The organism is Nonomuraea sp. NPDC049378 (assembly GCF_055586745.1).
The window spans coordinates 63,203-82,542 of record NZ_JBVJHP010000021.1; the positions used below are offsets into that span (position 1 = coordinate 63,203).

The following is a 19,340-nucleotide window of genomic DNA, read 5'->3' on the forward strand; positions in this document are numbered from 1 at the left end:
CGAGGGGTGGAGCCGCGACGGCGAGATCTTCAGGGCCGTCGCGGCCCGATAAGAAGCAGGGTCGCGGAATGCATGTGTCAAGCCTAGCGCACGTCTTCGGCTGAATGCAGATACTCGATCGAGGCCGGCGGGCACAATAGATCCTTCAGGTCCAGCGAGACCTGATGGTGATGTATCCGTTGTGACCTCATTCGTCCCAGAAGAATAGCCTTGTCGCCGTGGTGTACCCAGCTGAGCCTGATCGTCCGGAAGCCGACCTGCCGCTCCAGGATCCGCCGACCGATCCTGACGGCTTCGCTCGTTTCGCTGCGGAACCGCCTGCATCTCCTGGAAAATCCCATGAGATCATGCCTCGGACGTCAAATCCGGATATAAGGGCGAATCCGGACACTACATCGGGAGGGCCGGCCATGGCAGCGGATGATTCCGGATCACACCTGCCGTCCTGGCCCGACGCGCCGCGACGCGACGGATCCGGCACGCGGTCGTCCGGCTCGCACGCCGCCGACGTTCCCACAGCCTGGCCCGAGGCACCGGTGCCCGCCCACGGCGACCCCGCCTGGCCGGAGCCGCCGCGCAAGGACGACTCCTGGCCCGAGCCGCCCCGCCGCTCACGCCACGCGGCCTCCCCGCAGGACACGACCGGCCCGTCCTGGCCCGAGCCGCCCCGGAGCACCGCCCCTGGCGCCTCCTCCTGGCCGGACCTCCCACCGCAGAACACCGCCGCCCCTTCCTCCCGGTCCGGCTCCGCGCAGAGCGCTTCCGGGCCTGCTCAGCCCGACCCCTCCGCACTGGGCACCGGCCCTTCCGCGTGGCCCCAGGCATCGCCGCAGCCGAGCGCAGGCGCCCCCTCCTGGCCGGACCTTCCGCCGCAGGACCGCGCGGGGCCCTCCGCATGGCCGCCCGGCTCCGCGCAGAACGCCGCCGCTCCCTCCTCCCGGCCCGACGCACCACACCAGGACGTGCCGGTCTCGTGGCCCGAGACGTCCTCCGAGGTGCCCATGTCCTGGCCGGAGGCGTCCCCCCAGAGCACGGCCGGACCACCGCAGGCCGCCCCGGGCCCCTCCTCGCGGCAGGACCGGCCACCGCAGGGCGGCACGAAGGCGCCCCAGCACCCCGAGCAGCCTCAGGTCCCCGACCCCGTGCCCGCGTGGGCGCAGCCGCCGGCCCCGGCTCCCGGCGCGTGGCCGGACGAACCGGCGCCACGGGGCAAGCGCCACGCGGCCGAGTCGCCGGAGCCCACGCCCTCGCACCGCCAGTCCGCCCCGAACAACACCCCGCCGCACGACGGCCCGTCCACAGCCCACCCTCCCCCGCCCTCCGTCCCCGCCTCCGAGCGGACGATCACGTACGCCAGACACTCCGAGAACCTGCGAGACGATCGCGCGGTGCCCTCCACCCCCATGGACTCCCCCCACGCTGACACGCCTTCCGGCGAGGACCACGCCTCCCGCCCCGGCTCGAACCTCAACCGTGATCCCTCCGACCCCGACCGCCGCTTCGTGACGGCGGGCCAGATCAGCGGGTCGCGCACCCCGCCGCCCGAGCGCCAGCAGGAGCTCTGGAACACCGTCTTCGGCGACAACTACCAGGCCATGGGCGAACAGGACGCCCTGGAGGAGGAACCGGGCAAACCCGTCTGGATGTACGCCCTCGGCAGCTCGGTGGCGGTCGCCCTGGTGATCGCGCTGATCTGGGCGTTCCTCGCGGGACCGCTCGCGAGCGAGGACCCGGCGAGCTCCAACGTCGCGGCGCAGCCGTCCGCCTCGAAGAAGCCGCGCGCCACCAAGACCTCGTCGTCGATCGGCCCGCTGCCGAAATACTCCGGCAAGCCCTCCCCCGTCATCGGCAGGATCCCGGACGCGCCGGCCCGCATCTCGGTCCCGCGCCTCGGCGGTGACTGGCGGCTGGACCAGCGCGCCACGGTCAAGGCCACGTACGGCTTCGACACCCGGCAGTACGTCCAGGTCGCGCCCGAGCGCTACGCGCAGCTGATGACGGCACCGCTGTCGCAGCGGCTGGCCTCGTACTACGAGCCGGACGACCTGGAGCCGGCCATCAAGCAGGTCGTGCTCTCCGCCCGCAGGAGCTACTTCCCCAAGGACAACAAGGTCCGCAAGATCGCCCAGCAGGCGATCAAGGTGGGCGACTCCACGGGACGGCTGATCGCGTACTCGCTGACGTCGCAGACCGAGAAGGCCACGATCGTGACGATGGCCGTCAACACCGGCGGCAACGTCCCGGCCATCGTCTACATGTCGATCCCGGCCGAGAGCAAGCGGCTCCTGCCCGACGTCCGCACGGTCATGAACCAGATCAGGCTGGCCTCCTGACCCGGGGCGTCGACGGCTAGAAGGCGCACTCCATGTGCTTGATGCCGTTGATGAAGCTGGAGTGCAGGCGGTCCGGCTTGCCGCCCTCGATGTGCGGGACGCGGCGCAGCAGCTCGCGGAACATCACCGTGATCTCCCGCCTGGCCAGGTGGGCGCCGAGGCAGAAGTGCGGGCCCGGGCCGCCGAAGCCGACGTGCGGGTTGGGGTCGCGGGTGATGTCGAAGCGCAGCGGGTCGGCGAACACGTCCTCGTCCCGGTTGGCCGCCCAGTAGAACAGGACCGCCTTCTCGCCCTCGCGGTAGAGGTGGCCGTTCATCTCGTGGTCGCGGGTGACCTTGCGGCGCATGAAGTTCACCGGGGAGGCCAGGCGCACGATCTCCTCCACGGCTCCCGGCGCGCGCCCGTCGATGTCGTCCAGCCAGAGCGCGCGCTGGCCGGGGTTCGTGGTGAGCAGGCGCAGGCCGTACGAGATGGCGTTCCTGGTGGTCTCGTTGCCGGCCACGACCAGCAGGATGAAGAACGAGCCCAGCTCCTGCATCGTCAGCCGCTCACCGTCGATGTTCGCGTTGACCAGGGATGACGTCAGGTCGTTGGTGGGGTGGTCGGCGCGGTGGGCGGCCAGGTCCTGGACCAGCTGCTGCAGCTCCATGCCGGCGGTGAGCAGGCGGTCGGCGATCTGGGTGAGGTCGCCGCCGGTGTATTCGGGGTCGAAGCCGCCGAGGATGATGTTGGAGCGGTCGAAGACGAACCGGTAGTCGTGCTCGGGAATGCCCATCATGTCGCAGATGATCTTCAGGGGCAGGCGCGCGGCGACCTCGGTGACGAAGTCGCAGCCGGACCCCTTGGCGATGAGGTCGCCGACGATGGCGCCCGCCGCCGCCTCGACGTCCGCCTCGAACTGCTTGATCATCTTTGGCGTGAACGCGCGCGAGACGATCCTGCGGAGCCTCGCGTGCCGGGGGTCGTCCATGTTGATCATCGAGCCGAAATACTCGGTGAACTCGGCGGGCATGTCGGGGATGTTCGTCGCGCCGCCCTGACCGGAGCTGAAGACCTCGGGATTGCGGCTGGCCTCGAGGATGTCGGCGTGCTTGACCAGCGCGTGGTAGCCGGGCCCCTTGGGCGCGAAGGAGAGCTCCATCTCCTCGAAGAAGGCGGGCGTCTCGCGCGAGCGCAGCCGCTCGAACGCCCTCTCTCGCTCGTCCATGGGCCTGGCCCAGAACTCGGGGTCCGACAGATCGAAGTCGAGGACGCTCATGTGGCCATCATTCGGAAAGCGGCCACTTACGTCAATGGTCCGGACGTACACCGTACGTATCTGCCGGGCATCCGGGGTGGCAGGTGCTCAGAAAGGCCCGGAGCCGGGGTTGAAGCCCATCGGGCGGATCTGGGTCAGCTCGGCCGAGGACGCCGGGCCGAGCCAGTCGAGGATGAGCCGGTTGACCTCGGCGGGCCGTTCGAGATGGAGGAAGTGACCGGTGCCGGCCACCTGCTGCACCCGTGAGCCCTCGGGCAGGTGGCCGGGCGCGTCGCGCGTCAGCTCGGCGCTCAGGCAACCGTCCTGGGCGCCGTGCAGGTAGAGGACGGGCCCCGTCACCTTGGACTCGACCTCCGGATAGCGGCCGGAGGGCGGCGTGGTGCCGAGCATCGAGCGGTAGTAGCCGATGGCCGCGCTGAGGTTGGCGGGCGCGCCGATGCTGCGCCGGACGAACTCGAGGTCCTGGCGCGCGTCGTAGCCGGGCGACCAGTCGCGCCAGAGGTTGTCGAAGAAGCCGGGCCTGGAGGCGGCGGCCTCGGCCATGCCGGTCTGGAAGAGGAAGACGTAGAACGAGCGCTTGAGCTGGTCGTAGTCGAGGAAGCTCGAGCCGAGCACGCCGGGCGGCGGCACGGCGAGTGCCACGGCCCTGCGGAAGCGGCCGGCGGTGAGGTAGACGGGGAAGGCGCCCCAGTCGTGGCCGACGACGACCGCGTCGGCGTCGCCGCCGAGTTCCTCGTGCAGGGCGCGCACGTCGGCGACCAGCGCGGCCTGCTCGTACGCGCCGTCGGCGGGCACCTCGGTGGGTGCGTAACCGCGCATGAACGGCGCGACCGCGCGGTAGCCGCGCTCGGCCAGCGCAGGCATCAGGTGGCGCCAGGTGTGGGCGGTGTCGGGGAAGCCGTGCAGGCACAGCGCCAGCGGCCCCTCCCCCATCGTCAGGTACGCGAACTCCACCCCGTTGGCGTGGACATTCCTGATCTCCATCAGATCCTCCCGAGGGGACCGTCGCCTTGAGTCGACGGGTGAATCGGGAGCGGGAGGGCCGTCAAGGCCCGATCGTGCCCTGACCTGTCACATCTGCGCATCACGGATGTCCTTCCTGATTTTGTCGGCGCCAGCCAGTATCGTGGTGATGCCGTTACCGAACGTGATGGGGGGTGGGGTGTGCGCAGGTCGTTCCGATTCCTGTTGCGCCCCACGGCCCGGCAGGCGGCGGCGCTGGCGGCGTGCCTGGAGGACCACCGCCAGCTCTACAACGCCGCTCTGGAGCACCGCCGCACCACCTACGCCAAGGCGGGCGTGAGCGTCCGGTACGGCGAGCAGTCGGCCGAGCTGAAACACATCCGCGCCGACGACCCGGACGGGCAGGCGCGTTGGTCGTTCTCCTCCCAGCAGGCCACCCTGCGACGGCTCGACAAGGCGTTCGCCGCGTTCTTCACGCGGGTCCGCGCGGGTCGCACCCCGGGCTTCCCCCGGTTCAAGGGGCGCGGCCGGTTCGACACCGTCGAGTGGCCCAAGGACGGCGACGGCTGCCGGTGGAACTCCCAGCCCAAGCACCCGACCGCCACCTACATGCGCCTCTAGGGGGTCGGGCACGTCCGCGTCCACCGGCACCGGCCCGTGCGCGGCCAGGTGAAGACGATCAGCGTCAAGCGCGAGGGCTCCCGCTGGTTCGTGGTCCTGTCGTGCGACGACGTGCCCGCCGAGCCGCTGCCCGCCACCGGCGCGGTGGCCGGGATCGACATGGGCGTGGCGTCGCTGGTCACGACCTCCGACGGACAGCATCTGACCAACTCCCGTCACCTGGCCGCGTCCGCTGACCGGCTGGCCGCCGCGCAGCGGGCTCTGGCCCGCAAGGAGCGGGGTTCCAAGCGGCGGCGCAAGGCGGTGGCCCGCGTGGCCGCGTTGCACGCCAGGGTGCGCAGGCAACGTCTGGACGGCGCGCACAAGGCCGCGCTCGCCCTGGTGACCGCCTATGACGTGATCGTGCACGAGGACCTGCGGATCGCGAACATGACCCGCTCGGCGGCCGGCACGACCGAAGCTCCCGGCCGCAACGTCGCGGCCAAGTCCGGCCTCAACCGGTCGATCCTGGACGCGGGCTGGGGGGCGTTCCTGACGATCCTCGCGCACAAGGCTGAAAGCGCCGGTCGCAAGCTGATCGCGGTGAACCCCGCCGCCACCTCCCGCACCTGCGCCCGCTGCGGGCACAGCGCGAAGGAGAACCGCGTCACCCAGGCCGACTTCGCCTGCACGGCGTGCGGGCATGCCGCGCACGCCGACGTCAACGCGGCGGTCAACATCCTCAGGGCAGGGCTTGCCCTTCGCGAACCTGCGGAAGCGGCTTAGCGAGAAGCCGCCTCCTTCAGGGGGCGGAGGAGTCACGACTGCGAAACCTAGCATTATTCGGCCCGCCGCCGGAGCACCCGCCGCGAACGCGGTCGCGCTCCCACCAGGCCTGCGTGCCCGGATCACCGGCGTCGAGGACGATCCTGCGGGCGAGGTGGCGCGCCTACGTCATCCCGCGTTCCTGATCAGGTCGGCCGCCTTCTCCCCGATCATGACGGCCGGGGCGTGGGTGTGGCCACGGTTCAGTGTCGGCATGATCGACGCGTCCACGACCCTGAGCCCTTCGACACCGCGCACCCGCAGCTCGGGGTCCACGACGGAGGCGTCGTCGACCCCCATGCGGCAGGTTCCGACGGGGTGGTAGAGGGTCTCGGCGCGCTCGCGCACCCACTGCGCGAGCTCCTCGTCGCTCTCCGGCCCCCAGTACGGCGCCATCGGCCCACCCGCGTACGGCTTCATGGCGGCGGTGGCGAACACCTGCTTGGCCGCCTTCAGCCCCGCCACCAGGCGCCGGAGGTCGGCCTCCGCGGTCAGGTAGGCGGGGTCGATCACCACGTCCCTTCCGCTCAGCCCGACCCTGCCGCGGCTGTCCGGCTGCAGCAGCACCACCCCGACGGTGAGCCCGTGGCCGGCCGGTTTGGACAGGCCGTGGTCGACGAACGGCACGGGCGCGTAGACCAGCTCGATGTCGGGCGCGGGCTCCTCGTCCGAGGTCCTGATGAACGCCACGGCCTCGCCGACGTTCGTGGTGAGCATGCCGGTGCGCAGGACGAGATAGCGCAGCAGGTTGCCGATCGACTCGGCCCTGGACAGCGTCACCGGCTGCCGGCACTCGACGAACACGCCGGTGGAGAGGTGGTCCTGCAGGTTCCCGCCGACCTCGGGCAGCGCGCGCACGACGGGCACTCCGGCGTCGCGGAGCTCCTCCGGCGCGCCCACGCCGGAGCGCATGAGCAGGTGGGGTGAGCCGATCGTGCCGGCGGACAGGATGACCTCGCGCCTGGCCCCGATCCGCCCGCCGCCGTGCTCGACGCCGGCGGCCCGGCGGCCGTCGAACCGCACCCGCTCGACGGAGGCCCCGGTGATCACATGGAGGTTGGGCCGCTTCGTCGCCGGGTGCAGGTAGGCGTCGGCCGCGCTCCACCTGCGGCCCCTGCGCTGGGTGACGGGGGTGGGGCTGTAGCCCTCGTTGGAGCGCCCGTTCAGCTCGCCGAGCCGGGACAACCCCAGCTCGTCGCAGGCCTGGAGGAACGCGGCGGTGGTGACGTTGGGGCTGCGCAGCTCGGAGACGTACAGAGGGCCCGAGGTTCCGTAGACGCCGCCCTCGTTGCTGCCGACGCGGCGCTCGGCCCTGGTGAAGTACGGCAGCACGTCGTCGTAGGTCCAGCCGGGCACGCCCCACTGGTCGTAGTCGTGCTGGCAGCCGCGCACCCACATCTGGGCGTTCATGGAGGACGAGCCGCCGATCACTCTGCCCCTGGGCCAGTAGAGCTCGCGGCCGGACAGCTCGCCCTGCTTGGCGGTGGTGAAGTTCCAGTCGTCGCCGGTCTTGAACAGCTTGGAGAAGCCCGCGGGCATCCGGATCTCGAGCTTGTCGTCCCGCCCGCCCGCCTCGACCAGCGCCACCGACACATCCGGATCCTCCGAGAGGCGGCCGGCCAGCACGCAGCCCGCCGACCCCGCCCCGACGATCACATAGTCGTACTCCATGCCCCTCCTTGGGGAGTGTTTGCTTACTGCTTACTCCAGGCGCGGGGGCACGTCCATATCCCGAGGTGACCCCCGGAACCTGCGGCGGGCCGCGTCCGGGGCGCCGCATCGGGAGAAATCACGATTTTGCCCTACCGGCCGGTATGTTGCCCCTGCGAAGATGGCGCCGAAGCCTGCTGAGAGGGAGGAAGGCGTCATGCTCAATCTGTCGGTCGTCCTGGAGGACAGCGCCAGGAACACCCCCGACGGCACCGCGATCGTCTTCGGCGACATGCGGCTGCCGTACTCCATGATCGACACTGTCGCCAACCAGGTGGCCAACCTGCTGGTGTCGCGCGGGATCGGCAAGGGCGACAAAGTCGCGCTGGCGTGCCCGAACCTGCCGTACTTCCCGTTCGTCTACTTCGGCATCCTGAAGGCCGGCGCCACGGTCGTGCCGCTGAACGTGCTGCTGCAGTCCCGCGAGATCGCCTACCACCTCGACGACAGCGACGCCAAGGCCCTGTTCTGCTTCGAGGGCACGCCCGAGCTGCCGCTGGGTGAGCGCGGGAAGGCCGGGTTCGAGGCGGCCGCCGGCTGCGAGCACTTCTTCGTCCTCCCCGCCACGCCGCTGGCGACCGAGTCGGAGCACGGCGAGTCGATCTGGGCCGCGCTCGGCGGGATGGCGAGCGAGTTCGCGACCGTGCAGACCGCCGCCGACGACACCGCGGTGATCCTCTACACCTCGGGCACCACGGGCCAGCCGAAGGGCGCCGAGCTCAGCCACCAGAACATGCTGATGAACGCCATGGTCAGCGACACGATGTTCCCCGACAGCGAGGGCGGCGACGTCTATCTGGCGGTGCTGCCGCTCTTCCACTCCTTCGGCCAGACCGTCGTCATGAACACGGGTTTCCTGCGCGGCTCGGCGATCGTGCTGATGCCGCGCTTCGACCCCGGCGAGGCGCTCGCGCTCATGACGAAGGAGAACGTCACGTTCTTCGCCGGGGTGCCCACGATGTACTGGGGTCTGCTCTCCAAGATCCACGCGGACGGCGTGGAGGTGCCGCGCTCCCTGCGCGTGGCCGTGGCGGGCGGCGCCTCCTCGCCGGTCGAGGTGCTCAAGGACTTCGAGCAGACGTTCGGGGTCGGCATCCTGGAGGGGTACGGGCTGTCGGAGACCTCGCCGGTGGCCAGCTTCAACCAGCCCGGCCGGCCCTCCAAGGCGGGCACCGTGGGCACGCCGATCTGGGGCGTGGAGATGAAGCTGGTCGACGGCGACTGGAAGACCGTCGAAGGGGAGGGCCCCGGCGAGATCGCCATCCGCGGCCACAACATCATGAAGGGCTACTACGGGCGCCCCGAGGCGACCGCGGAGGTCATGCGCGACGGCTGGTTCAGGACGGGCGACATCGCGACCCGCGACGCCGACGGCTACTATGCCATCATCGACCGCTCCAAGGACATGATCATCAGGGGCGGGTTCAACGTCTACCCGCGCGAGCTCGAAGAGGTGCTGATCACCCACGAGGCCGTCTCGCTCGCCGCCGTGGTCGGGGTCGCCCACGACTCCCACGGCGAGGAGATCAAGGCGTACGTCATCCGCACCCCCGGCGCCACGATCACCGAGGACGAGCTGATCGCCTGGTGCAAGGAGAACATGGCGGCCTACAAGTATCCGCGCATCATCGAGTTCCGCGACGAGCTGCCGATGACGGCCACGGGCAAGATCCTCAAGCGGGAGCTGCGCTAGGCGCGACGTGCCGGGCGCGTGCCTCCCGCGCCCGGCCCTCACCGGCGGCCTTCCTGTCACCACCGAGAGAAGGGGAACGCTGCCGCATGCCCGAACACCACGACCGCTACATCGTCATCACCGGAGGACCAGGCTCGGGGAAGAGCACGCTGGTCGAGCACCTGGGCGCCCAGGGGTTCGCCACGCGGCCCGAGGCCGGGCGGGCGATCATCAAGGACCAGGTGGCGATCTCCGGGCGCGCGCTGCCCTGGGTGGATCCGGAGTTGTTCGCGGAGCTGATGGTGTCGTGGGACCTTCGCTCCCACCGCACGGCCGCGGGGCGGGGACCGGTGGTGTTCGATCGGGGGCTCGTCGACACCATCGGCTACCTGCGGATGCTGGGGCGTCCGGTGCCGCCGCACCTGATCACCGCGGCCGAGACGTTCCGCTACCACCGGCGCGTGTTCGCCGCCCCGCCGTGGCCGGAGATCTACGAGCAGGACAGCGAGCGCAAGCAGAGCCTCGATGAGGCCGAGCGGACCTATGAGGCCGTCGTCCGGGCCTACGCCGACCACGGATACGACGTGGTGGCGCTGCCCAGGGCGCCGGTCGAGGAGCGGGCCGCGTTCGTCGCCGGCGCGGCGCCCCTCTCGTGAAGCCGCCCGCGTTCCCGTCACGACAAGGAGACCTGATGCTGGCGCTCTTCGACCTGGACAACACGTTGATCGACCGGCTGGACGCGTTCCGGCGGTGGACCGCCGAGTTCGCCTCCGAGCGAGGGCTGGGCGAGGGCGCGGCCTCCTGGATGGTGGAGCTGGACGCGAACGGCTCCGTGCCGATGGAGACGTTCTTCGAGCTCGTACGCGAGCGTTTCCGGCTGCCCGAGCCGGCCGGGGAGTTGTGGCGGGCCTACCGGGCACGGTTGCCGCAGCTGGTGTCGTGCCGGGCCGAGGTCCTGGCAGGGCTCGACCGGTTGCGCGCGGCCGGCTGGGCGGTGGGGGTCGTGACGAACGGGAGGGCCGACAACCAGACGGGCAAGCTCGAAAGCACGGGGCTGGCCTCCCGGCTGGACGGGTGGGCGATCTCGGGCGCGGAGGGCGTGAGCAAGCCCGACGTGCGGCTGTTCGAGATCGGCATCCGGCGGTGCGGGGCGTCTCCGGCGGCCGGCGGCTGGATGGTGGGCGACGATCTCACGAACGACGTCGGCGGCGGGCGGGGGGCGGGCCTGCGGACGATCTGGGTCGACCGGGGCACGGTGGCGGAGCCGTCCGGGGGCGGAGCCGACCATGTCGTCACGGACGTCGTCGCCGCCATCGACTGGCTTGTTGACGGGAAATCGCCTGGTTCGTACCGATAGCGTGGGTCGCGTGCGAGATCGGCCGGAGGACTTCGACGAAGGGCTGCTGCGTCCCGCGCTGCGCGCGTGGGACGTGCGGGCCACCACGCTCGACTACGCGCCCGTCGGGTTCGGCGACTATCACTGGGTCGCGGGCGACGGGGACGGGCGGCGGTGGTTCGTCACGGTCGCCGACGTGCGGCGCCGGACGTTCGACGGGCTGGGGCTGGCCATGGACACCGCGGCGGCCCTGCGGGAGGAGGCGGGGCTTGGTTTCGTGGTGGCCCCGATGCGCGCCTCGGACGGCACGACGCTGCGCCGGCTCGACCGGCACCGCTACGCCATGAGCGTCTTCCCGTACGCCGCGGGCACCGCCGGGCATTTCGGCGACGAGCTGTCGCCCTCCGATCGCGGCGCCGTCATCGACCTGCTGGCCGGGTTGCACGCGACACCGCCTCCGCTGTCGGCTCCGCCGCGACCGCCGGAGCTGGCCGGCCGGGCCGTCCTGGAGTCGTGCCTGGGCGAGCCGGACCGTCCCTGGCTCGGCGGCCCGTTCTCCGAGCCCGCCGGGGAGCTGATCGCGGAGCATGCGGGCACGCTGCGCCGGAGGCTCGCGGAGCTCGACCGGTTGGCGGGCGTCCTCGGCGAGCCGGTGGTGACCCATGGCGAGCCGCATCCGGGCAACCTGCTGTGCGCGGACGGCCAGTGGTCCCTGGTCGACTGGGACACGGTCGGCCTGGCTCCGCCCGAGCGCGACCTCTGGCTGGTGGCCGTGGAGCCGGGCGACCTCGCCCGGTACGCCGAGGCCACGGGCCGCACGCCCGACCCGCGGGCGCTGGCGTTCTACCGGCTGCGATGGGCCCTCGACGACGTGGCCGAGTTCGTGGAGTGGCTGCGCTCGCCGCACGGGCGCACGCCGGACGCCGAACAGGCCTGGACGTCGCTGGCCGGCACTCTCGAGGAGCTGCGCGCGACGTCCTGACGGTAGCCGAAAGTTTCAGGCCGGCGCCGCCCTCCGCCGGCCCTTCCCGGCAGCTCAGCACGTGTCGGCCGCGCGGGTCCGTACCGGGAAGATTGCCAGGTTGAAAGTTTCTCTTCACACTCGCAATGTTTCAGCCGCGTGGGAGAGGAACTCGATGAACCTGAGATCCCGGATAGCAGGCGCCGTGACGGCCGCCGCGGCCCTCGTCGTCGCCGGCCTGATCACGGCGGCCCCGGCGTCCTCCGCACAGCTGACGGAGGTGACCGGCTTCGGCGCCAACCCCAGCAACCTGCGCATGCACCTGTACGTCCCCGACGGCGTGCCCGCCCGCCCGGCGGTCCTGGTGGCCGTGCACTACTGCACCGGGTCCGGCCCCGCCTTCCACTCCGGCACGGAGTTCGCCTCGCTGGCCGACCGGCACAAGTTCGTGGTCATCTACCCGTCGGCGACCAGGAGCGGCTCCTGCTTCGACGTCTCCTCGCCGCAGGCGCTGCGGCACGACGGAGGCAGTGACCCGGTCGGGATCGTCTCCATGGTCAGGTACGTCCAGCAGCGCCACGGCGCCGACCCCGACCGCACCTACGTCACCGGGGCGTCGTCCGGCGGCATGATGACCAACGTCCTGCTCGGCGACTACCCCGACGTGTTCAAGGCCGGGGCGGCGTTCATGGGGGTGCCGTTCGGCTGCTTCGCCACCACCGACGGCTCCAGCTGGAACAGCGCCTGCGCCAACGGGCAGATCAGCAGGACGCCGCAGCAGTGGGGCGACCTGGTGCGCGCCGCCTATCCCGGCTACAGCGGCCCCAGGCCGCGCATGCAGATCTGGCACGGCACCGAGGACGGCACGCTGCGCTACCCGAACTTCCAGGAGCAGATCAAGCAGTGGACCGACGTCCACGGCCTGAGCCAGACGCCCAGCCTCACCGACCGGCCGCAGCCCAACTGGACCAGGACCAGGTACGGAGGCACCGGGACCACCCCGCCCGTCGAGGCGATCAGCATCCAGGGCGTCGGCCACAGCCTGCCCCAGAGCGGGATGGCCGCCGCGGTCATCGACTTCTTCGGCCTGTCGGGCGACGGCGGCCCGACCACCTCACCGACCACCTCGCCGACCGTCACACCGGATCCGGAGGGCGCCTGCCGGGTCACGTACACCATGAACAGCTGGAACACCGGCTTCACGGCGGCCGTCACGATCACCAACACGGGCTCGTCCCAGGTCGGCTCGTGGGCCCTCGCCTTCACGCTTCCCCCGGGCCAGACGGTCACCTCCGCGTGGAACGCCACCGTCTCGCCGGCCGGCGGCCAGGTCACGGCCACGAACGCCCCCTACAACGGCACGATCGCCCCGGGCGCGTCGGCGACGTTCGGCTTCCAGGCCACCCACGGCGGCGACACCGCGGAGCCGGACTCCTTCACCCTCAACGGCGCGGATTGCACGACCTCCTGACGGGAGAGCGGCTCCACCCGCACGCCATCGGCAGCCGTCCGGCCGCCCGCAGGGGCGATCAGGGTGGGCCGGCTCCCCTGGCGGCTCTTGACGGCGCGTGTAAGGTTTCCGAAGTGCTTGATCGGCATCCGCGACAAAGGTGAGCTCATGTCATACCCCTCGCACGATCGCTACGATCGCCGCCCTGGCTCGGCCGGACCACGGGTCAACCCGGCGCGAGTGTGGGGAGGAGGGGTCGCCGCAGCCGTCGTGGCCGCGCTGGTCGCGGTGGTCGGCGTGATGATCAGCAAGAGCCTGCTCGGCATCCGCGTGATCGCCCCCGACGGCGATCCCGTCCACGGCAGCGCGGCGATCACGGGCTACGCGATCTCGGCCGCCGCCGCCGCGCTCGTGGCCACGCTGCTGCTCTTCGTCCTCATGCTCTCCACGCCCGAGCCGGCCAGGTTCTTCAGCTGGATCGCCGGGCTCTTCGCCGTCATCATCACGATCCTGCCGTTCATGCACTCCGCCGATCTCCTGGAGCAGATCGCCACGGCCGCCATCAACCTCGTCATCGGCATCGCCATCGCCTCGTTGCTGACGTCGATCGGGCGCACGGCCCTGGAGGAGGCGCCGGAGCCCGAGCCGCACCCGTACGAGCAGCGGGGCTACGATCCGCGCGGCTACGACCAGCCCCGCGGCTACGACCGGCCGCACTACGAGCAGCCCCGCCACGACCCGCGAGGTTACGAGCAGCGCGGCTACGAGCGCCGCGACCACGACCCGTACGACTGACGGAGCCCGTCACGCGGGAGGACCGGCGGGCCCTCCCGCGCGGGCCGTCACGGCCAGTCGACCGCCGGCCGCAGCGGCACCCCCGACCGGCCGTTCCGGTCGAGTTTGACGCCCAGCACCTGGTGGAGCTGCACCTTGTTACGCTCGAAGCCCACGATGCAACCCGCCATGTACAGGGCCCACACCCGGGCCGTGCCCATGCCGACCTCCTGGACCGCGTCGTCCCAGTTGGCGTCGAGGTTGTCGCACCAGTGCCGCAGGGTCTTCGCGTAGTGCTCCCTGAGGTTCTCCTCGTGGCGGATCTCGAAGCCGAGGTCCTCCATCTGCCTGATCAGCAGGCCCACCGACTCCAGCTCGCCGTCGGGGAAGACGTAGCGGTTGATGAAGCCGCCCTTGTTGAAGGTCTTCTCCTTGCCGGTCGGCCGGGTGATGCAGTGGTTGAGCAGGCGCCCGCCGGGCTTCAGCTTCCCGTTCAGGAAGGAGAAGTAGGCCTGCAGGTTGGCCTTGCCGATGTGCTCCGTCAGGCCGATCGAGCTGACCGCGTCGAAGCCGGTCTCCTGGACGTCGCGGTAGTCCATGAAGCGGATCTCCGCCAGGTCCTCGAGGCCGGCGTCGGCGATGGCCTTCTGCCCCCACTCCGCCTGCTGCTTGCTCAGCGTCACGCCCAGGGCCTTGACGCCGTAGTGCTGGGCGGCGTGGATGACCATGCCGCCCCAGCCGCAGCCCACGTCGAGCAGGCGCATCCCCGGCTCCAGCCCGAGCTTGCGGGCCACCAGGTCGAACTTGGCGAACTGGGCCTCCTCGAGCGTGGAGCGCTCGGAGGGGAAGACGGCGCACGTGTAGGCCATGGACGGGCCCAGCACCCACGCGTAGAAGCGGTTGGAGACGTCGTAGTGGTGGTGGATGGCCTCGGCGTCGCGCTGCTTGGCGTGGCGGGAGCCGAGCCTGGCCAGGGCGCTCTGGCGCATCTCCTGCGGGGGCGGCGGCACGCGCATGAGCAGCGGCTTCATGCCGAGAGCCCGGACGGCAGCGAGCTTCTCCGACGTCGTGAGATCGTTGGTGGTGATGTTCCACATGCGGTCGAGCAGGGTGTAGAGGTCTCCCTGCACGTCGATGTGCCCGGAGACGAACGCCCGGGCCAGGCCCAGCTCTCCGGGAGCCTGGGCGAGGTAGGCCACCGCGATCGGGGACTTCACCTCGATGGCCAGGTCTGCCCCGTCCGGCCCGGCCTTGCTCCCGTCGTAGGCCGTGAACGCGACGTTCGCGTCCGTGCCGACGATCTTCTCGAAGATGGTTGCCAGCGCCATCCGTGTTTCACCTTCCCCGTACACACTTTTCGTACAGGTCCAGCAGGCGACCGTTCGGGTCGTATTCCCGCTTGACCGGCCGGTAGGCCTCGCCGTTGTACAGCTGCCAGAACTGCTCCGGGGCGTAATAGGAGGTCGAGTAGAGCGACTTGTGCCCGTCGAGCTCGTGGACCGACCGCTCGATGAGCCGGTTGTAGTAGCCGTCGAACTGCCCCCGCGGCAGCGGCACCATGCCCCAGAATCCGAAGTTGACGTACAGCTTGCCCGGCTCCAGCGGATAGAGCGGCCAGCGGGAGCCGGCGCGGAGCGGGCACATCCACACAGGTGTCATGCCCACCTTGTCGTGGAAGAAGTCAAGGAACTCGGCGCCGCGCTCGACCGGGACCTCGACGTCCTGGATCACCGACTCCTGCACGGGCTGGTCGCGCCACCGGTCGACACGGGCGGTCAGGCCGTACTTCCGGTCGAGCGCCACCAGCTTGCGGTAGACGTCGGAGCGCATGTAGCGGCGCGGCATGAGCGAGCGGATCATCGGCTGCTGCACGCCGAAGGCCCGCGAGCACCAGAACCAGTCGGTGTCCCAGCGCCACAGGTAGTCGCGGACGGTCAGCCAGTCGCGGCTGCGCTGCCGAATCGACTGGTAGTAGATGCGCATCCCGGTGTAGTCGGACACGTAGGGGGCACGATCGGCGAACCGGCCGAGCGTCAGGTACATCTCCCCCGGCGTGAAGAAGACGCCGTCCACGAAGTCGACGTTCTCGCCGTCGTGGACCATGCTGTCGCAGATCTCCTGCATGGCCAGCATGCACTTGCCCGCGTCGGTGAACCTGACGTGCGTGAGATGCACGTACGGCCGCACCTTGCGGAGCTTGATCCGGATGCGCAGCGCGTAGCCCAGCGTGCCGTACGAGTTGGGGAACGCGCGGAAGAGCTCGCGGTGTTCGTTGTCCTCGCGGGCCACGACGACGCGCCCGTCACCGGTGAGGATCTCGAGTTCCTCGACCGACTCGTGCGGCAGGCCGTCGCGGAAGCTGGTGGACTCGATGCCGAGCCCCGTCACGGCGCCGCCCAGCGTGATGGTCTTGAGCTGCGGGACGACGTAGGGCATGAGCCCGTGCGGCAGCGTGGCGTCGACCAGGTGTTCGTACGTGGTCATGCCCTGGACCTCGGCCGTCATGGTCTCCGGGTCGACGCTGATGACCTCGTCGAGATCGCGGGCCGAGAGCTTGGCCGTGCGGCCCTGGTCGCGGAACCTGAAGAGGTTGGACGTCGATTTGGCCAGCCGGGGCGCGGCCCCGCCCGGGATCTCGGCGTAGGACCGCCGGATCTGCTCTACTGCCCGCTGGTGTGTCGACATCGTCGTCGTCACGGAAGCACCCCCTTGAGCCGGTAGAGATCGCCGGTAAGACGTTATCTCTCGCGGGCGGCCCGAACCAGACCGGGGTCGTTAAAGACACGAAAACTGTTTATCGTGCCAGGTGAACCGCCTGCGTGGTAGGCGATTACGTAAACTTTCTGGAGATCAGCGGCGCGACACCGTTCAGCACAGCGTCCACCTTTCTGCCCTCGACCGCCGCGGCCAGGTTGTCCAGGGTGGCCGTGAGAAGGCGGCCGGTGGCCTCGGGAGTGACGCCCGCGACGTGCGGGGAGAGCAGCACGTCCGGCAGGTGGCGCAGCGGATCGCCGGGTGGCAGGGGCTCCACGTCGAAGACGTCGAGTGCCGCTCCGCCCAGGTGCCCGGAGCGCAGCGCCTCAGCGAGCGAACCCTGGTCCACGACTCCGCCCCTGGCCGCGTTGATCAGCAGGGCGCCCCGCTTCATGCGTGCCGGGTCGACGAGGCCACGGGTCTCGTCCGACAGCGCGATGACGACGACCACGACGTCGGCGGTGGCCACGAGCGTGTCCAGGGCCTCGAAGCCGGGGTCGGGGCGCGGCGTGCGGGTCCAGTAGGACACCTCGCAGCCGAGCGCGCGGAACAACGTGACGCACTCCGCGCCGATCGGTCCGTAGCCGACCACGCCGACGCGGCGGCCGCGCATCTCCTGGGGCTGCAGGCCCTGCTGCGGCCACTCGCCCGCGCGCACGGCCGCGTCGGCGGCGGCCAGCTTGCGCGACAGCGACAGCGTGGCGGCCAGGCACCACTCCGCCACCGCGACGGCGCTGACGCCGGGGGTGTTGGCCAGGGGCACCCCGGCCGCGGCCAGGGCGTCGAGGTCGTGGCCGTCGACGCCCACGGACGGCTGCTGCACGAACGCCAGCCGGGGCGCGGCGCCGACCGCCTCGGCGTCCAGCGCGAGCGTGCCCGTCCAGTCGCCGAGCACGATCTCCGCCTCCGGGAGCGCCGCCAGGAGCGCTTCGCGCTCGCGGGCCGCGGGAACGCGCACGGCCACCCGGTCGCCGAGCGGCGCGAGCAGGCGGCGCGTCACCTCTTCTGGGAGCGGCGGCAGGGCGAGCAGGTTCCAGGGTTTCATGCGCCTACGGTAAAGCTGCTGATCACCTGCCGCATCAGCTCCCTGTTGCGGCGCCACTGCCCCTCGGTGACCGTCCAGGACAGGATGTAGGCGGTGTCGCCGATCGCGACCGCCCTGCGCACCTCGCGGTAGCGGACGCCCGGCCGCACCCAGCGCGCGTCGCCCGCCTCGCCGGCCGTCCAGGAGAACTCCCACTCCACGGCCTTGACGCCCTGGTGGGTGACCCTCCTGAGACCGCGGTCGACGACGTTGACGGCGTTCTGCTTGAACGTCTCCTCGGAGTCGCGGATGATCTGGTGCGGGTCGAGCTCGGCGTAGACGGCCTCGACCCCGAGGTGCGCGCTCCTGTCCCTGCGGGTCCACTCGGTGTACGCCTCGGCGAGCGCGCCCCGCCAGCCCGTCGGCCGCATGATCGACCAGCCGTCCCGCGACTTCCACGCCCGCACGATCGGGACGGCCCTGGTCGCGCTCGGCGTGGGCGTCGGCGAGGCGCTCGGCCGCGTCGCCGTGGCGACCGGCGTGAGCGGGCTGCTCACCGCGGCCGGACGCGTCGTGGTGCGCGGCGTGCCCTCCGCGGGGGCGGCGAACTCGAGGTAGGCCACCGTGCCGCCCGCGATGACCAGGACCGCCGCGGCGCCGACCGCGAGCAGGGCCCGGCCGCGGCGCCTGCCCGGCTTCCTCTCCTCGACGTGCTGGTCGTCGTGCGTGGGCCGGTTCGCGATGATGGCCGCGAACAACCGGTCGGCCTCCTCCGCGTCGATCCGGTCCTCGGGCTCCTTCTGCAGCAGGCCGCGCAGCACCTCGTGCAGGGCCGGCGGGATCCTGCGGTAGTCGGGCTCCTCGTTGAGCAGCGCGTTGAGCGTCGCCATGGGCTCGCCGCGCTCGAACGGCGAGCGCCCCACCATGCAGGCGTACAGCGTGGCCCCCAGCGACCACAGGTCGGAGGCTGGTCCGGCGTCGGCGGCGCGGACCCGCTCAGGAGCGAGGAAGCTCGGCGACCCGGTGACCATGCCGGTCTGGGTGAGCGACGCGTCGCCCTCGGCGGTGGCGATGCCGAAGTCGGTGAGCACGGCGCGGCCGTCGTCGGCCAGCAGGATGTTGCTGGGTTTGACGTCGCGGTGCAGGATGCCGGCCTCGTGCGCGGCCTTCAGCGCCGACAGCACCTGCCGTCCGACGCCCGCCGCCTCGCGCACGGGCAGGGCGCCGGTGGTGAGCACGACCTCCTCGAGCGACGGGTGCCGCACGAGCTCCATCACGATCCACGGCCGGCCACCGTCCTCGGCCACGTCATAGATCGCGACCACGGACGGATGGTTGAGCTGGGCCGCGGTGCGCGCCTCGCGGGCCGTACGCAGGAGCTGCCGCTCCTGGTCGGCGGGCGAGAAGCCCTCGGGCAGCAGCAATTCCTTGACGGCCACCTGCCGATTGAGCAAGGTGTCGCGGCCTTCCCAGACCACGCCCATCCCCCCGCGGCCCAGTTCGCGCAGCAACTGGTAGCGACCTGCGATGAGGTGGTTGCTCTCCGAAACCATGTCCTACCCCTGTAGCGGCGGGCGCCTGCCACGGGACGACCGCTGGACGCGGGAGTCCGTGGAGGCGCGTACGCCTTCTGCAGACGGCCGTCGTACGCGGCCGCCTGTAGACCATCCGAACAGTGGG

Annotated in this window: 15 protein-coding genes and 1 pseudogene; 9 read left to right on the forward strand and 7 right to left on the reverse strand. The window is 71.0% G+C overall.

From position 1 onward, the window contains the following. Positions 1-410 precede the first annotated feature (410 nt). The gene (locus tag ACZ6SA_RS37560) at positions 411-2,333 is read left to right on the forward strand and encodes a hypothetical protein (protein ID WP_465833618.1); all 1,923 of its coding nucleotides are present in this window, start codon (positions 411-413) and stop codon (positions 2,331-2,333) included. A gap of 16 nt (positions 2,334-2,349) precedes the next feature. Here the strand turns inward: ACZ6SA_RS37560 and ACZ6SA_RS37565 are convergent, their stop codons facing one another. Both ACZ6SA_RS37565 and ACZ6SA_RS37570 read right to left on the reverse strand, forming a co-directional pair. Further along, on the reverse strand, positions 2,350-3,591 hold the full coding sequence (locus tag ACZ6SA_RS37565; protein ID WP_465833620.1) for a cytochrome P450: 1,242 nt from the start codon (positions 3,589-3,591) through the stop codon (positions 2,350-2,352). An 87-nt stretch (positions 3,592-3,678) separates the two neighbouring features. Continuing rightward, the gene (locus ACZ6SA_RS37570; RefSeq protein ID WP_347650595.1) at positions 3,679-4,575 is read right to left on the reverse strand and encodes an alpha/beta fold hydrolase; all 897 of its coding nucleotides are present in this window, start codon (positions 4,573-4,575) and stop codon (positions 3,679-3,681) included. Between the two features lie 180 nt (positions 4,576-4,755). Here ACZ6SA_RS37570 and ACZ6SA_RS37575 point away from each other — a divergent pair, with 180 nt between their 5' ends. Beyond that, positions 4,756-5,175: a helix-turn-helix domain-containing protein gene (locus tag ACZ6SA_RS37575; RefSeq protein WP_465833622.1), complete on the forward strand. Its 420-nt coding sequence runs from the start codon at positions 4,756-4,758 to the stop codon at positions 5,173-5,175. 24 nt (positions 5,176-5,199) lie between these two features. Beyond that, a pseudogene (locus tag ACZ6SA_RS37580) lies at positions 5,200-5,940 on the forward strand (RNA-guided endonuclease InsQ/TnpB family protein); the annotation flags it as partial. Positions 5,941-6,108: 168 nt separating this feature from the next. Here ACZ6SA_RS37580 and ACZ6SA_RS37585 read toward each other — a convergent pair. Then, positions 6,109-7,650, reverse strand: coding sequence for a GMC family oxidoreductase (locus ACZ6SA_RS37585; RefSeq protein WP_465833624.1), 1,542 nt, complete (start codon positions 7,648-7,650; stop codon positions 6,109-6,111). A gap of 196 nt (positions 7,651-7,846) precedes the next feature. Between ACZ6SA_RS37585 and ACZ6SA_RS37590 the strand changes: the two genes are divergently transcribed. From ACZ6SA_RS37590 to ACZ6SA_RS37615, 6 genes are all read left to right on the forward strand, one after another. After that, on the forward strand, positions 7,847-9,382 hold the full coding sequence (locus ACZ6SA_RS37590; protein WP_465833626.1) for a long-chain-fatty-acid--CoA ligase: 1,536 nt from the start codon (positions 7,847-7,849) through the stop codon (positions 9,380-9,382). A gap of 86 nt (positions 9,383-9,468) precedes the next feature. Further along, complete coding sequence (locus tag ACZ6SA_RS37595) at positions 9,469-10,017, forward strand: AAA family ATPase (RefSeq protein ID WP_443150994.1); 549 nt, start codon at positions 9,469-9,471, stop codon at positions 10,015-10,017. 35 nt (positions 10,018-10,052) lie between these two features. Beyond that, complete coding sequence (locus tag ACZ6SA_RS37600; RefSeq protein WP_443150993.1) at positions 10,053-10,718, forward strand: HAD family hydrolase; 666 nt, start codon at positions 10,053-10,055, stop codon at positions 10,716-10,718. A gap of 10 nt (positions 10,719-10,728) precedes the next feature. Continuing rightward, positions 10,729-11,679: a phosphotransferase gene (locus ACZ6SA_RS37605; protein WP_347650589.1), complete on the forward strand. Its 951-nt coding sequence runs from the start codon at positions 10,729-10,731 to the stop codon at positions 11,677-11,679. 154 nt (positions 11,680-11,833) lie between these two features. Further along, positions 11,834-13,129, forward strand: a complete 1,296-nt coding sequence (locus tag ACZ6SA_RS37610) for an extracellular catalytic domain type 1 short-chain-length polyhydroxyalkanoate depolymerase (protein WP_465833630.1) — start codon at positions 11,834-11,836, stop codon at positions 13,127-13,129. A gap of 147 nt (positions 13,130-13,276) precedes the next feature. Next, positions 13,277-13,903, forward strand: coding sequence for a DUF6069 family protein (locus ACZ6SA_RS37615; protein WP_465833632.1), 627 nt, complete (start codon positions 13,277-13,279; stop codon positions 13,901-13,903). Between the two features lie 47 nt (positions 13,904-13,950). On the opposite strand, the gene ACZ6SA_RS37620 is transcribed toward ACZ6SA_RS37615, so the two are convergent. The 4 genes from ACZ6SA_RS37620 to ACZ6SA_RS37635 form a co-directional block, all read right to left on the reverse strand. After that, the gene (locus ACZ6SA_RS37620; protein WP_465833634.1) at positions 13,951-15,210 is read right to left on the reverse strand and encodes a class I SAM-dependent methyltransferase; all 1,260 of its coding nucleotides are present in this window, start codon (positions 15,208-15,210) and stop codon (positions 13,951-13,953) included. 7 nt (positions 15,211-15,217) lie between these two features. Next, positions 15,218-16,567, reverse strand: a complete 1,350-nt coding sequence (locus ACZ6SA_RS37625) for an FAD-binding oxidoreductase (protein ID WP_347650611.1) — start codon at positions 16,565-16,567, stop codon at positions 15,218-15,220. 145 nt (positions 16,568-16,712) lie between these two features. Continuing rightward, a complete protein-coding gene (locus tag ACZ6SA_RS37630; protein WP_347650585.1) occupies positions 16,713-17,681 on the reverse strand; it encodes an NAD(P)-dependent oxidoreductase in 969 nt (322 codons plus the stop codon). Then, positions 17,678-19,213 (reverse strand): serine/threonine-protein kinase, encoded by a 1,536-nt coding sequence (locus tag ACZ6SA_RS37635; protein ID WP_465833636.1) that lies wholly within the window; start codon positions 19,211-19,213, stop codon positions 17,678-17,680. Before ACZ6SA_RS37635 ends, ACZ6SA_RS37630 begins: the two co-directional genes overlap by 4 nt. Positions 19,214-19,340: the final 127 nt, after the last annotated feature.